Source organism: Lentzea sp. NPDC058436 (genome assembly GCF_042721515.1).
Taxonomy (GTDB): domain Bacteria; phylum Actinomycetota; class Actinomycetes; order Mycobacteriales; family Pseudonocardiaceae; genus Lentzea.
The window spans coordinates 180650-194386 of the sequence record NZ_JBHXLF010000012.1 but is presented as its reverse complement, the minus strand read 5'-3'; the positions used below and the strand labels follow the sequence as shown (position 1 = coordinate 194386).

General features: G+C 69.4%; 14 protein-coding genes. 4 read left to right on the top strand and 10 right to left on the bottom strand.

Annotation, left to right across the window (positions count from 1 at the left end):
- Positions 1-235: 235 nt before the first annotated feature.
- Positions 236-1450, bottom strand: a complete 1215-nt coding sequence (gene glgC, locus ACFWN2_RS32695; protein WP_382434046.1) for a glucose-1-phosphate adenylyltransferase — start codon at positions 1448-1450, stop codon at positions 236-238.
- Positions 1451-1538: 88 nt separating this feature from the next.
- On the opposite strand from glgC, the gene glgA reads away from it, so the two are divergent.
- Positions 1539-2690, top strand: a complete 1152-nt coding sequence (glgA, locus tag ACFWN2_RS32690; protein ID WP_382434044.1) for a glycogen synthase — start codon at positions 1539-1541, stop codon at positions 2688-2690.
- A 1332-nt stretch (positions 2691-4022) separates the two neighbouring features.
- Here the strand turns inward: glgA and ACFWN2_RS32685 are convergent.
- Positions 4023-5267, bottom strand: coding sequence for an MFS transporter (locus ACFWN2_RS32685; RefSeq protein WP_382434042.1), 1245 nt, complete (start codon positions 5265-5267; stop codon positions 4023-4025).
- Between the two features lie 34 nt (positions 5268-5301).
- Here ACFWN2_RS32685 and ACFWN2_RS32680 point away from each other — a divergent pair, with 34 nt between their 5' ends.
- Positions 5302-6213 (top strand): LysR family transcriptional regulator, encoded by a 912-nt coding sequence (locus tag ACFWN2_RS32680; RefSeq protein ID WP_382434040.1) that lies wholly within the window; start codon positions 5302-5304, stop codon positions 6211-6213.
- Here the strand turns inward: ACFWN2_RS32680 and ACFWN2_RS32675 are convergent.
- The 3 genes from ACFWN2_RS32675 to ACFWN2_RS32665 all read right to left on the bottom strand — a co-directional run bounded on the left by ACFWN2_RS32675 (position 6195) and on the right by ACFWN2_RS32665 (position 9591).
- Positions 6195-7793, bottom strand: a complete 1599-nt coding sequence (locus ACFWN2_RS32675; RefSeq protein WP_382434038.1) for a hypothetical protein — start codon at positions 7791-7793, stop codon at positions 6195-6197. The two genes, ACFWN2_RS32680 and ACFWN2_RS32675, sit on opposite strands and share 19 nt — an antisense overlap.
- A gap of 77 nt (positions 7794-7870) precedes the next feature.
- Positions 7871-9280, bottom strand: a complete 1410-nt coding sequence (locus tag ACFWN2_RS32670) for a leucyl aminopeptidase family protein (RefSeq protein WP_382434036.1) — start codon at positions 9278-9280, stop codon at positions 7871-7873.
- A 143-nt stretch (positions 9281-9423) separates the two neighbouring features.
- Positions 9424-9591: a DUF3117 domain-containing protein gene (locus tag ACFWN2_RS32665; RefSeq protein ID WP_382434034.1), complete on the bottom strand. Its 168-nt coding sequence runs from the start codon at positions 9589-9591 to the stop codon at positions 9424-9426.
- A 209-nt stretch (positions 9592-9800) separates the two neighbouring features.
- Between ACFWN2_RS32665 and ACFWN2_RS32660 the strand changes: the two genes are divergently transcribed.
- Together ACFWN2_RS32660 and ACFWN2_RS32655 are read left to right on the top strand one after the other, a co-directional pair.
- On the top strand, positions 9801-10598 hold the full coding sequence (locus ACFWN2_RS32660) for a PaaX family transcriptional regulator C-terminal domain-containing protein (RefSeq protein ID WP_382434032.1): 798 nt from the start codon (positions 9801-9803) through the stop codon (positions 10596-10598).
- A 10-nt stretch (positions 10599-10608) separates the two neighbouring features.
- The gene (locus ACFWN2_RS32655) at positions 10609-11394 is read left to right on the top strand and encodes an enoyl-CoA hydratase-related protein (RefSeq protein ID WP_382434030.1); all 786 of its coding nucleotides are present in this window, start codon (positions 10609-10611) and stop codon (positions 11392-11394) included.
- Between the two features lie 39 nt (positions 11395-11433).
- On the opposite strand, the gene ACFWN2_RS32650 is transcribed toward ACFWN2_RS32655, so the two are convergent.
- From ACFWN2_RS32650 to ACFWN2_RS32630, 5 genes are read right to left on the bottom strand one after another with little or no spacing between them, the layout of a single operon-like run.
- Positions 11434-11973, bottom strand: a complete 540-nt coding sequence (locus ACFWN2_RS32650; protein ID WP_382434028.1) for a DNA-3-methyladenine glycosylase I — start codon at positions 11971-11973, stop codon at positions 11434-11436.
- Positions 11970-12308, bottom strand: coding sequence for an SRPBCC family protein (locus ACFWN2_RS32645; RefSeq protein WP_382434072.1), 339 nt, complete (start codon positions 12306-12308; stop codon positions 11970-11972). Before ACFWN2_RS32645 ends, ACFWN2_RS32650 begins: the two co-directional genes overlap by 4 nt.
- A 46-nt stretch (positions 12309-12354) precedes the next feature.
- Positions 12355-12663: a DivIVA domain-containing protein gene (locus ACFWN2_RS32640; RefSeq protein WP_382434026.1), complete on the bottom strand. Its 309-nt coding sequence runs from the start codon at positions 12661-12663 to the stop codon at positions 12355-12357.
- Positions 12660-13337 carry a permease prefix domain 1-containing protein gene (locus ACFWN2_RS32635; RefSeq protein ID WP_382434024.1) on the bottom strand — a complete coding sequence of 226 codons (678 nt, stop codon included), beginning with the start codon at positions 13335-13337 and terminating at the stop codon, positions 12660-12662. The genes ACFWN2_RS32640 and ACFWN2_RS32635 overlap by 4 nt, the downstream gene beginning before the upstream one ends.
- Positions 13322-13657 carry a PadR family transcriptional regulator gene (locus ACFWN2_RS32630; RefSeq protein WP_382434022.1) on the bottom strand — a complete coding sequence of 112 codons (336 nt, stop codon included), beginning with the start codon at positions 13655-13657 and terminating at the stop codon, positions 13322-13324. The genes ACFWN2_RS32635 and ACFWN2_RS32630 overlap by 16 nt, the downstream gene beginning before the upstream one ends.
- Positions 13658-13737: the final 80 nt, after the last annotated feature.

Genomic DNA, 13737 nt, shown 5'->3' with positions numbered 1-13737 from the left:
CGCTTGACACCCCTGACCAGGTGTGGCCCGCTCTTGGTGCGGCTCGTGATGGGACCCCACCGCCAACGCAACCCTTCTACGAAACAGGCAGCCGCTCTACGCAACAGGCGTGCCATCAACCCGCCCCCAGCGCTACCCCCATTTCAGATTGCCGGGGGTCTGGGGGCAGAGCCCCCAGGGGAAGCACGCAACCGCAACAGGCCGCCCGCAACAAGACCACCCGCAGAAGCCGCGCTCAGTAAGCCCGAACACCCTTCCCAAGAACAGTCACACCAGAAGCCGACACCGTGTACCGCTCCCGATCCATAGGAGCGTCAACCCCGATCAAAGCCCCATCAGGAACAACAACGTTCTTGTCCAAAATGGCCCGCCGCACAACCGCACCCTTCCCGATCCGAACCCCGGGCAACAACACGGACCCCTGCACCACCGACCCGACCTCAACGGTCACGTCAGAAGAGATCACCGACCCGTGGATCTTCCCGGAGATGATCGACCCAGGCCCGACCATCGAGTCCTCAGCAGACCCCCCAGCGATGAACTTGGCCGGAGGCAACGGAGGCGTGGCAGTCCGAATAGGCCACAACTGGTTGTACAGGTTGAAAATCGGATGGACCGAAACAAGATCCATGTGCGCGTCGTAGTACGCGTCGATCGTCCCCACGTCGCGCCAGTACCCGCGGTCCCGGTCGGTCGCCCCGGGAACCTCGTTGTCCTGGAAGTCGTAGACGTGCGCCTTCCCGCGATCCACGAGCATGGGGATGATGTCGCCACCCATGTCGTGGTCGGAGTCGGGGTTCAACGCGTCCCCGCGCAGCGCGTCCAGCAACGCCTCGGTTGTAAAGACGTAGTTACCCATTGAAGCGAAAGTTACTTCTGGGTCGTCCGGCACGTGCGGCGGCTCGGACGGCTTCTCCAGGAACCGGGTGATCTTCCCCGAGGCATCACTATCGATGCACCCGAAGGCCTTGGCCTCGTTGCGCGGCACGCGGATGCCGGCGACGGTCACGGCCGCGCCCGACTCGACGTGCTGCGAGATCATCTGGCCTGGGTCCATCCGGTACACGTGGTCGGCTCCGAAGATGACCACGTGGTCGGGTTTCTCGTCGTGGACCAGGTTCAGCGACTGGAAGATCGCGTCGGCCGAGCCCGTGTACCAGCGCGGACCCAGTCTCTGCTGGGCCGGGACCGGTGTCACGTACTGACCGAGCACATTGGACAGGCGCCACGTCGTCGAGATGTGGCGGTCCAACGAGTGCGACTTGTACTGCGTCAGCACGCAGAGCTTCGCGAGCCCCGCGTTGACCAGGTTCGACAGCACGAAGTCGACCAGCCTGTAGTTGCCCCCGAAGGGCACAGCCGGTTTCGCGCGGTCGGCCGTCAGCGGCCAGAGGCGCTTGCCTTCACCACCGGCAAGCACAATTCCGAGAACGTGCGGCTGCCCCTTCACGGTATGTGACCCTATCCGTGCGATCGTTCTCGAACCAGACGCAAACCGGTTCGTCCCAACAAGTACATCTGTGATCTACGGTGAGTGCGTGCGAGTTGCGCTGTTGACAAGGGAGTACCCGCCAGAGGTCTACGGTGGGGCTGGTGTGCACGTGGGATTCCTCGTGCCCCACCTCCGCAAACTCGTGGACGTCGACGTGCACTGCTTCGGTGCGCCGAGATCGGACGCCACGGCCCACAACCCACCGCACAGCCTGGAGCAGGCGAACGCGGCTCTGACCACGCTCGCGGTCGACCTGGAGATGGCGTCGGCGATCTCCACGGCGAACCTCGTGCACTCGCACACCTGGTACGCCAACATGGGCGGTCACCTGGGCAAACTCCTGCACGGGATCCCCCACGTGGTGACGGCGCACTCGCTGGAACCGCGCCGGCCGTGGAAGGCCGAGCAGCTCGGCGGCGGGTACCGGATCTCCTCGTGGGCCGAGCGCACGGCCTACGAACACGCCGACGCGGTGATCGCCGTGAGCGAGGGCATGCGGGCCGACGTGCTCGACGCCTACCCCGCGCTGGACCCGGCGAAGGTCCACGTCGTGCGCAACGGCATCGACAGCCAGGCCTACCACCCCGTCACCGAGACGGACGCGCTCACGTCGCGCGGGATCGATCCCGCCAAGCCGATCGTGGCGTTCGTCGGGCGGATCACGCGGCAGAAGGGTGTCGGTCACCTCGTCGCGGCCGCGCACCACATCGACCCCGAGGCGCAGATCGTGCTGTGCGCGGGGGCGCCGGACACGCCGGAGATCGCCGAGGAGACCCGGCAGGCGGTCAGCGAGCTCTCCCAGGCCCGACCTGGGGTTTTCTGGATCCAGAAGATGCTCCAGCCGGCCGAGGTGCGGCAGATCCTGAGCCACGCGACGGTGTTCGTGTGCCCGTCGGTCTACGAGCCGCTGGGCATCGTGAACCTGGAGGCGATGGCGTGCGGCACGGCGGTCGTCGCGAGTGACGTCGGTGGCATCCCCGAGGTCGTCGTGCACGGCGAGACGGGCCTTCTCGTCCACTACGACGAGCAGGATTTGTCGACATATCGACACCAGCTCGCCGAATCGATCAACGACTTGATCACAGACCCCGAGCGCGCGAAGCGGTTCGGGATGGCCGGGCGCGTGCGGGCTGAACAGGAGTTCTCGTGGTCCGCGATGGCAGAGCAGACGGTCGAGGTCTATCGCGGTGTGATCTGAGACACACTCGACGGGGGCAACCCCGTCGAGTGAGAGCCGCCTTTAACCAGTAGTGATGTTTTGGCTTCAACTGGTGAGGGGCGCGAGGACTGTGCGTGCTGCGGTACTGGGTCTGGCGGTCCTCCTGGCAGTGACGGGATGCGGCACGTCGGCACCCGCCACACAGCAGGCCGCTCCTCCCCTCACCGTGGACGGCAAGAAGCTCGCCGACGCCTCTGACCTGCAGGCGAACGCCGAGGCGCAGCTCGCCTACACGCTCGAATACGGCTACGTCGCACGGGCGGGCGCCGCCGCGGTCAGCTGCTGGTTCAACAAGACGGGCGTCGAGTCCGAGGTCGACAAGCGGCTGTGGTGCGGGCCGGTCCAGGTCCCCGGCACCGGCGCGGGCACCGACTGGGTGCCGGTACCGCTCAAGGAAGTCACCAAGACGGATGACGAGGTCCGTTACGAGGTGCAGTCGCCCCAGGTGCCGGAGAAGGGCAACCGCAGCACGCCGGGCGGGACCCTCGTGCGCACCGACGGCAAGGAGTTCGACCCGTCCAAGCAGCAGGACACGACGGCCGGGCGCGACTTCCTGGCCGTGCTGCCCGACGACGGCAAGCGCTCCAACCTCGACCTCGGCCTCGGCAACGCCGACATCAAGCTGCGCGACGACCTGCTGAGCACCGCCGTCACCGCCTGGGCGAACCCGGACGTCTGGTTCACCGCCGAGGGCACGATCCGCGCCGAGTCCGGCTCACGGCTGCGCGTGGTCAGGATGAAGGTCGAGAAGCTCAACGAGACCGACAGCGGGTTCCACCGCACGAACTGGCAGGGGTTCGCCCCGCAGCCGTCCGAGCTCGCGCTGGAGGTGCCCGGCAAGCGCCAGGTCCTGCCGGCCGACCGCCTGCCCGCGAACGGTTCGGTCTTCGTCGTCTACACCGTGCCGGACCCGCAGGAGGGCGCGGAGCACCTCGCGCTCGGCACGCTCGGCGCCAAGTCGCTGGAGCAGCGCGTCGAGGTCCCGTCCGGCAAGCGCTCCGACACGCCGCCGCACGTGCTGCAGCGGGGCGCCGCCCCCGGCCAGTTCCAGGAGCACACGCAGAAGATCCGCTTCGCGGACCGCGAGCTCGGCATGAAGGTCACCGGCGTGCGGCTCGGCAGGCAGCGCCCGGTCAAGCTCGGCGAGAGCCAGTACGACGTGGCCACGATCTCCGCGCCCGACAAGGCGCTGCTGGAGGTGCGGGTCGAGGCCGTCGGCAACCTCCCCGACACCGCCGGTGGCCTGCTGACCAAGGACCTGATCACCGTCACGCTGGCGGACGGGTCGACCGCCCCGCAGGTCGGCTCCCGCTACGACGGCGGCCCGCTGCCGTTCGCGGTCGTGGTCGAGGTCCCCGCGGACACCCGCTCGGTCTCGGTCGGCATGGTCGACGGCACGCTCGACCTGCCGAGGCTCGGCAGGACCGCCATCTCCCCCGTCGACTCGCGCGTCACCCTCGCCCTGGAGTTCTGAGCCAGCATGGCGGCCAGCGCCAGCCAGCCCAGGATCACGAGCACCAGACCCGTCCAGCCCCACTCCTCGTACGAGGTGGCGCCGGACGTCCCGCCCACGCTGCTGCCCACGTAGAACCCGGCGAGGTAGAGCCCGGAGGCCTGGCCTCGGGCGTGCGCAGGAGCTCGCGCGGCGACCCAGCCGCTCGCCGTGGTGTGCGAGGCGAAGAACCCGGCGGTGACGATCGCGAGGCCGAGCGGCACCCACAGCAGGCTCGCCAGCGCGCCGATCGCCACCACGGCGATGCTGAGCAGCAACACGCGACCGCGGCCGAACCGGTCGGCCAGCCTGCCCGCGAAGGCGGCCGAGGTGCTGCCGAAGCCGTAGAAGAGGAACACCAGCGTCTCCAGCCACGCCGGGCCGGAGAGCTGGAAGCCGGCGACGTTGTAGAACGAGATGAACGTGCCCACGAGCAGCACGGCGACCACGTACATCGACAACAGCACCGGGTCCTTCAGCGCCGCCCTCATGCCCGCGGACGCCCGCTTCGGCCTGTTCTGCGCCCTGGGCAGCAGGAACACCACGATCAGGGCCGCGACCAGCCCGAACACGCCGGCCAGCAGCACGGAGCCGCGCCACCCCAGCCAGTCCGAGGTCATTCCGGTGACGAGACGCCCGGACATGCCGCCGAGGCTGTTGCCGGCGATCATCGCGCCCATCGCGGCACCGAGCCGCTTCTTGGAGAGTTCGTCCGCGAGGTAGGCCATGGACGCCGCGGGCACCCCGGCCGCGGCCACGCCCTGCAGCACCCGCAGGCCCAGGAACACGTCGTAGTTCGGTGCGAACGGCAGCACGAGCCCGAGCACCGCCGCGACCAGCACGCTGACCACGATCACCGGCCGGCGCCCGACCCGTTCGGACAGCATCGCGATCGGCACGACCACGACCGCCAGCGCGAGCGTCGCCGCGGACAGGGCGAGCGAGGCGCTGCCCGGCCCCAGCCCGTACTCGGCTGCGATCTGCGGCATGACCGGCTGCGGGGTGTACAGCAGGGCGAAGCACGCGAAGCCCGAAGCGGCGATGGACGCGGTCAACCTGTTCACGTCTCCGACGCTAAGCCATACGTCCAATACGGAAATGAGCCACAATCGATCCGTGGATGAATTGGAGCTGGCCCCGAAGCTGGCGATGCTGAGAGCGCTTGCCGCGGACGAGCACGTGACTCGCGTCGCAGAACGCGTCGGGCTCCCCCAGCCCACCGTCAGCCGCTGGCTCGCCGAGCTCGGGGAGCAGCTCGGGGCGCCGATCATCGCGAAGAACGGCCGGCGCGTCCGCCTCACCCGCGCGGGCCGTCTCCTCGCCGAGGCCGCGACCCGGTCGCTCGCCGCCCTCGAACCCGGCCTGCGCGAGGTCGAGGAGGAGCTCGACCCGGAGAAGGGCCGTGTCGTGCTGGGCTTCCTGCACATGCTCGGCCGGTCCGTGGTGCCCGAGCTCGTCCGCGGGTTCCGCGCCGAGCACCCGCACGTGCGGTTCGGACTGACCCAGAACGCCCGCTTCACCGTGATCGACAAGCTGCTCCAGGGCGAGATCGACCTCGCGCTGGTCGCCCCGCCACCGGACGAGCCCGAGGTCGAGTCGGTGGTCATCTTCGAGCAGCCGCTGATCGTCGTGGCACCGGCCGCGCACCGGCTGGCCTCGCGCGACGTCGTCCGGCTCACCGACCTCGTGGACGAGGACCTCATCCTGCTGGAGCACGGCTACGGCCTGAGGCAGATCACCGACGACCTGTTCGCGAAGGCCGGCATCACCCCGCGCGTCGCGTTCGAGAGCCAGGAGATCGAGACCGTGCGCGGCCTGGTGGCGGCCGGACTCGGCGTCGCGATCCTCACGCACGCCGAGTCCACACCGCCGCCGGGCATCCGCGAGCTACCGCTGTCGCCGCGCTCGGCCCGCGTGTTCGCGCTGGGGTGGCTGAGGGACCACCCGCTGCCGCCGGCCGTCCGGGCGTTTCGCGAGCACGCGTTCCGGACTCACGGCGTCCAGGCCTGAGTGCCCGACCACGTCCGCAGGTACGACTCGGCGCCACCGAACATGTCCTTCACGAGCTGATCACCGCCGAGCTGACGGACCTTCTCGACCCAGTCCGGCAGCAGGCCGATGTGCGCGCCGCCGTCGACGTTGATGTCCCAGACGCGTTCGCCGGTGCGCTGCCGGTCGACCAGCGGGCCGTCCGGGTAGCTGCGGAACGGGTAGGTCACGCCGGTCTGCGGTGCCGGGTGCGAGCCGACTCCGTTGTAGTCGGAGCCGAACCCGATGCCCACGTCGTACTTGCGCCGCAACGGTTCCGCGGCGGCGGCCTGCGAGACGTAGCCGCCGGGGTCGTTCTCGTAGCCCGCGATGAACCCGCCGAGCTGGTAGACCTTCTCGGTCCACTGCGCGTCCATCCAGCTGTGGCTGGAGATGATGCCCGGGAACTTCGCCTGCGCGGCCAGGTCCAGCGTGCGGCCGGCCGCCTTCACGCTCATGTGGTCGATCTCGATCATCATGTGCTTGCGCATCATGGCCTGCACCGCGTACTCGCCGAGCGACGTCAGCCCGCGCACGTTGCAGCGCTTCGCCGGGTCGTACTGCGGCGCGACGACCCCCGCCGGGATCAGCGCGTTCGGGCCGACGGTGCCGATCGGGTTGTCCTGCTGCGGTCCCTTGCACTGCTCGGTCTGCCACCACTGGCCGGTCCGCAGGAACTGGCCCGCGTTGATCACGCCGCCCTGCGTGCCCGAGTCGAACCGGACGCCGCACAGCGCGTTGTCGAACTTGTGGCACAGGAACGCGCTGCGGACGCCGAGCGCGTAGACCTCGTCCAGCCCGCGGTCGATGGCGGCCTTGGTGCACAGCGGGAGGTCGAGCAACGTCCGGCAGCCGAACAGCTCCGAGGTCTCGATGCCGAGCACCACGGCGAGCTTGCCCTGGGTGATCACGTCACGGGCCTGCTCGGACGACGTGACGATGCGGAACCAGCCCTTGCCGGGCCCGCCGAACTGCTTGTCGATGAACGCCTGCAGCTCGTAGGTGCGCTGCGCCTGCAACCGGACCGACGCCATCTCGTCGCAGCCGCGGTCCTTGAACGGGTGGATGATGCACAACGTGGCGTTGCTGGTCAGGTCGGTGACGAGCACGCGCTGGCCGCCACGCCAGGCCCGTTCCAGCCAGGCGTAGTAGTTCTGCTGGTGCGAGACCGTCGTGTCGGAGGGCCAGTCCTTGAACGTCGGCCAGCCCACCGGGTCGTGACCGTCCAGGTCGCCCGTCACGATCGCCTCGAAGATCGCGCCGAGGCCCGCCGGGTGGTGCTCGGGGCAGTCCTTCAGCGCGTCCGCGATGCCCTGCTCCGAGAACGGCTTGCCGCAGATCAGCCTGCCGCCGAAGCCCTCGTTGGTCATCAGGTGGTTGTGCGCGTCGACGAGCCCGCGCACCCTGCCCTGGCCGTCCGCGCCCCGGAACGGCTCACCCGTCACGTTGATCTGCGAGTCCGGCGCGGGCCTCGCGACCGGTTCCCACCACGGCGTCGCAGCCGTGGCAGGGGACAACGACGCTATGACCAGCGAGACGGCGAGAGCCAGGCGGAGTAACACGAGAGCTCCTCTACGGCGTTGTGAAGGAGCTCACATCATGCCGTGGAACGCCGCCGTCTCGTATGGCCGATCGTAGGTTAACGCGAATATTTTTCAGCCAGTTCGACCAGCGTCCGCGCGCCGAAGCCGGTGGCTCCCGCGACGACCTCGTCGTAGACCTTCTCCGACCGCGCGGGACCCGCGATGTCGAGGTGCGCCCACGGCACGTCGCCCGCGAACTTCTGCAGGAACAGCGCCGCCGTGATGGCACCGGGGCCGCCGGGGGTCTGCTTGTAGTCCGCGATCTCGCTGGTGACGGCTTCGACGTGCTCCTCCAGCAACGGCATCCGCCACCACTTCTCACCGACGCCCGCGCCCGCCGCGATCACCTCGGCCGCGAGCTCGGCGGACGCGCTGAACACGCCGCCCGTGCGCACGCCGAGCGACACCTTCATCGCGCCGGTCAGCGTCGCCACGTCGACGAGCAGGTCGGGCTTGAGGTTCGTCACCGCGTACGCCATCGCGTCGGCCAGGACCATGCGGCCCTCGGCGTCGGTGTTCTGCACCTCGGTCGTCGCGCCGCCGTAGTGCCGGACGATGTCGCCCGGCCGGTACGCCGAGCCGGAGACGTGGTTCTCGGCACAGGACACGAGCCCGGTGACCCTGACCGGCAGCTGCCGCCTGGCCACGGCCAGCAGCGCGGAGATCACCGCACCACCGCCCGCCATGTCGGTGCGCATGAGGTGCATGCCGTCGGCGGGCTTCACCGAGATGCCGCCCGTGTCGAACGTGATGCCCTTGCCGACGAACACCAGGTGCGGGCCGGTGGTGCCGTACGTCATCTCGATGAGCCGCGGCGGGCGGGCCGAGCCGCCGCCGACCGCCAGCACACCGCCGAAGCCCTGCTGTGCCAGCCACTTCTCGTCGCGCACGGTCGCCGTCAGCCCGTCGACCTTGTCCGCGAGCTTCGCGGCGGTCGTGGCGAGCCAGCGCGGGTCCTTGACGTTGGACGGCGTGTTGGCGAGGTCGCGTGCCAGCGAGGTGGCCGTGGCCAGCGCGTGTGCCTTCAGCGCGGCCGACGTGAGCACCTCTTCGAACCCGGTGTCCGCGGTGACCAGCCGGAGCGAGCCGACGCGCTTCGGGGGCTCCTCACCGGTGACCTTGAAGCGGTAGCCGCCGAGCGCCGCGCCCAGCACGAACGCGCGCATCTTCTCGGCGTCGAAGTCGGGGGTCAGCAGGACGTCCGCCGTCTTGGGCGCGTCCTCGCCGCTCAGCGCGCGCACCAGCGCCGCGCCGGCCGTGCGGTAGTCGGTGAGCGTGCCGGTGCCGACACCGAGCGTCCAGGCCTCGTCGTGGCGCACCGCCTCACCGGCCTTGCCGGTCAGGTCGGAGACGTCGATGCCGTCGCCGCCCGGCCCCAGCGCCGGTCCGGTGGCAGCGAGCACGACCGCCGGAACGGTGCGGCGCGAGGTGGTGGCCACCTCGACGTCCACGAGCTTGGTGGGCACTGACGGAACCGTCGACGCCACGGCTGGACCTCCTATTGCATTGACGACCGTTCATTCTCACCCGGGGCGAGCGAGAACGAAGCGATGCCCCGGTCTCCACTGTGGAAACCGGGGCTCAAACACTGCTTCCTCGCCGGGATGCCTCAGCCGGAGGCGGCCTTCAGCGCGTCGCCCAAGGCGCTGGCCTCGTCCGCCGACATCTCGACGACGAGGCGCCCACCACCCTCGAGCGGCACGCGCATGACGATGCCGCGTCCCTCCTTGGTGACCTCGAGGGGACCGTCGCCGGTCCGGGGCTTCATGGCCGCCATCGCGTGCTCCCTCCGTCAACATCTTCCCCGTCCGGCCAGGCCGGATCTGCTCCATTCTCCCCTATGGCGACTCAGGGGCGAAACCGAACCGATCTTTTGGCGAGTTCGGGTGACAGTTGTCGATCTTGACTTGTGCCTGATCAGTACCCGTTTTCACGACCTCGCAACACTTTGGGCACCACCGGGCGCGGCGTGACAGACTGGGTCGGGTGCGAGCCCGTTCCGCGCTCTTCGACGTCTACGGCGGCCACCTTCGCGAACGCGGCGGCGCCGCCACCATCGCCGCGCTCGTCCGGTTGCTGGAGCCGCTCGGTTTCGCCGCGCCGGCTGTCCGCACGGCCGTGTCGCGCACGGTCCGGCAGGGCTGGTTGCAGCCCAGCAGGCTGCCTGACGGGCCCGGATACGCCATGACACCTCGCGGGGAACGCCGCCTCGACGAGGCCGCTGCCCGCATCTACCGCACCGGGCCGTCCACGTGGGACGGTCGCTGGCACGTCGTGGTCCTGGAGGAGTTGCCGGGCCGCGACTCGCGCGACCACCTGGCGTCGGAACTGCAACTGCTGGGCTACGGCGCACTCGGTCCTGTGACGTGGATCGCTCCCCGCCCCTCCCCCGAACTGGCCGACGTGCTGGCCGCCGAAGAAGTCGCCGCACGAACTTTTCACGGTTCACACGACGGTGGCGACACCGGCCTCGCCGCGAAGGCCTGGGACCTGGCCGAACTGGGCCGCGACTACGCCGCGTTCGTCGCGCACTGGCAGGCCGAGGTGTCCGTTGTGGACGAAACGGACGACGCGGCGGCGTTCGCGGCCTCGCAGCAGCTGCTGCACGCGTGGCGCAAGTTCCTGTTCCGCGATCCCGGTCTTCCTGCTGAACTGTTGCCACCGGACTGGCCGGGGCACGCGGCAGCGACGTTCTTCGACGAACAGACCCTGCGGCTGGCACCGGGCACGAGTCGCTTCGTCGACGGGTGCCTGCGGCCGGTGCGCAACGTTTCCACTGCTTGATGGAGGTCCAGTGTCCGAGCTCCTCGTCGACGACGCCGATGGTGTGCGCACGCTCACGTTCAACCGCCCCGAGTCGTTCAACGCCTTCACCGTCACGCTGAAGGAGGCGTTCCTCGCCGAGCTGAAGGCCGCCGCGGCGGACGCGTCGGTGCGCGCGGTCGTGATCACGGGTGCCGGCAGGGCGTTCTGCGCGGGGCAGGACCTGAAGGAGCACATCGGGTTGCTGCAGGCCGGTGATCCCGCCCCTTTGAACACCGTCGAGAAGCACTACAACCCGATCGTGCGCGAGCTGATCGGCATGCCGAAGCCGGTGATCGCCGCGGTCAACGGCAGCGCGGCGGGCGCGGGCGCGTCGTTCGCCTACGCCGCCGACCTGCGCATCGCGGGCCAGTCGGCGAAGTTCCTGATGGCGTTCGCGAACGTGGGCCTGACGGCGGACTCCGGCGCTTCCTACACGTTGCCGCGACTGATCGGCCACGGCCGCGCGATGGAGATGATGCTGCTCGCCCAGCCCGTCGGCGCCGAGGAGGCGTTGCGGGTCGGCATGGTCAACCAGGTCGTGCCGGACTCCGAACTGCTCTCCACCGCGCACCTGCTGGCCGCGAAGCTCGCCGCGGGCCCGACGACGGCCTACGCGAAGATCAAGGAGGCGCTGGCCGCCGCCGCGGACGGGACGCTGGAGGACGCGCTGGAGGCGGAGCGCCGGACGCAGGCTGACTGCGGGGCGACCGAGGACCACCGCGAGGCGGTGGACGCGTTCGTGAACAAGAGGGCGCCGAAGTTCATCGGGCGGTGAGGGGCACCGGGTGGAGGCCGTCGCGCTGACGGTCTCCGGTCACCGTGCCCGGAAGCAGGTCGAGATGTGGTCGTCGACCATCCCGGTCGCCTGCATCAGCGCGTAGCACGTGGTGGGGCCGAGGAACTTGAACCCGCGCTTCTTCAACTCCTTGGCCATGGCCTTCGACTCGGGCGTGATCGCGGGAACGTCCGCGAACGTGGCAGGCCGCACGTGATCAGCCGGCGCAAACGACCACAGCAGCGCATCGAGGTCGACACCCTCCGAAACGATCACGCGGGCGTTGTGGAGCGCGGCGTCGATCTTCAGCCGGTTCCGGACGATGCCCGCGTCGGCCATCAGCCGTTCGACGTCGGCGGGTCCGAACTCGGCAACCAGCGAAGGGTCGAAGTCGCAGAAGGCCGAGCGGAACGCGGGCCGCTTGCGCAGGATCGTGATCCACGACAGGCCGGACTGGAACGCCTCCAGCGACATCCGCTCGTACAGCTCCGGGGTGCCGTGGAGTTCCACGCCCCACTCGGTGTCGTGGTACTCGACGTAGTCCGGCGTCGAGTCGCCCCAGGGGCAGCGGGTGATCACCGGTACTCCTCGGCGAAGTCGGCGAAGCGCCGCAGTGAGCGTTGCAGCATCAGCACGAACAACGGCTTCACCACGGGGAAGAAGAACGGCACGTCGAGCCGTTCCGTCCACACGAAACGGCTGCCGCGCACGGCGAACACGCCGGTTCCTCGCACCACGCGGCCGAGGTGCTGGACCTCGACGGCGTGCGGCGGGTCCCAGCGCGTGATCCGCATGCGGTCGCTGACGCCGAACGTCACGGCGTCGATCACGCTGCCGACCGACTTCCCGTCGCCCTCGACGACGGAGACGCGCGTGCCGAACACCCATTCCGACTGGCGTTCCCAGTCCGTCATGGCTCGGAAGATCGTGTCCGGTGGCGCGGCCACCTCGACGGTCAGCTCAAGCTCGGTGCTCACTGCTCTCCCGGTCCTCCAACTCCGCGACGCGTGCCCGCAGGGTCTCGACCTCGGTCGAGAGCCGCTGCAACGCCCAGTCCACCTCGGTCATCTTGTAGCCGCGGAAGACCTGCTGGAACTTGAGCTCGCGGACGTCGTCCGCGGTGATGTCGTCGGCGGGCAGCCTCGTGGGCGAGGCACCGGGCGGCAGCGGCGCGAGCTCCTCGCCGCGCCCGAACACCAACGCCGCGAGCAGGAACACCACTGCCGCGACGGCGATCATCACGATCAGGTAGATCAGGGCGTTGGTCACGCGACGATCGTGGCACAGCTCAGGCAGCGGCGAGCGAGCAGACCGAGACGAACGATCACGATCCAGGTGATCACGCTCGCGACGGTCATCGGCAGCGACTGGACCAGCCTCGCCACGTCGAGGTGCGCGGTGGCCAGGATGATCGAGATGTTGCCGAGGAACACCGCGCCGACGGACGTGAGCGCGACTCCCGCGCCGATCTTCGCAAGCCTCTTCGAGTCGTACTTGCGGGCCAGGATCCGACCCAGCACCAACGTCACGAGCGCGACGCCGGACGCGATGCCGCTGGTCAGGTCGTTGGCCTTGGCGATGAACAGGTACCACGCCGGCGGCATCGTGCCGAAGTCCTGCCACGGGCCGATGAGCAGCATCCGCCCGTACTCCCACGCCATGTGCATCAGCGGCAGCACGATCGCGAGCCAGATGAGCGTTCTCGTGCCGTAGGCGACGGCGAGTTCGGCCTGGTACTCGTTCGCGATCTCGCGCACGGGACCGAACTCCTCGACCGCGCGCTCCTGGGCCTCCTGCTCGGTGAGCCCGCTGTCGAGGTGCGCCTCGGTGGCGTCGGTGAGGCTGTCGCGGGTCTCGGTGAGCAGGTCGCGGACCTGCCTGCGCGAGCCCTGCAACCGCGACCCGAGGTCGGTCACGTACCGGTCGATCACTGCTGCGCCCACTTGCCACCTCCCAGCACCCCGTCGATGACCGTCGTGAACTCGCGCCACGCGTTGCGTTCGGCGTTCAGCGCGCGCTGCCCGGCCTGCGTGAGCTTGTAGGTGCGGCGCTTGCGGCCGCCGACCGTGCTCCAGTCGCTGGTGACGTGCCCTGCACGTTCCAGCCGGCGCAGCGCCGGGTAGACCGTGCCCGTCGGGAGGTCCAGCGCACCCCCGCTGCCCTGCTGCAACGCCTCGATGATCGCGTAGCCGTGCAGCTGCTCGCCGTCGAGCGTGGCCAGCAGCAACGCGTCGAGGTGGCCGCGGAGCGCGTCGGGCTTCATGGGTAGCGACTCTACTGATCGAGCCCTGGGAGTGGTCCCTGAAATCTGCCGTCAGGGTCTGCCCTGAGATCCCCCTGAGA

Bases quoted from the DNA above. Each gene is read 5' to 3' on its own strand.
- ACFWN2_RS32680 (WP_382434040.1), top strand. From the start codon at position 5,302: ATGAGCCACAATCGATCCGTGGATGAATTGGAGCTGGCCCCGAAGCTG.
- ACFWN2_RS32665 (WP_382434034.1), bottom strand. From the start codon at position 9,591: ATGGCGGCCATGAAGCCCCGGACCGGCGACGGTCCCCTCGAGGTCACC.
- ACFWN2_RS32645 (WP_382434072.1), bottom strand. From the start codon at position 12,308: ATGACGGACTGGGAACGCCAGTCGGAATGGGTGTTCGGCACGCGCGTC.
- ACFWN2_RS32630 (WP_382434022.1), bottom strand. From the start codon at position 13,657: ATGAAGCCCGACGCGCTCCGCGGCCACCTCGACGCGTTGCTGCTGGCC.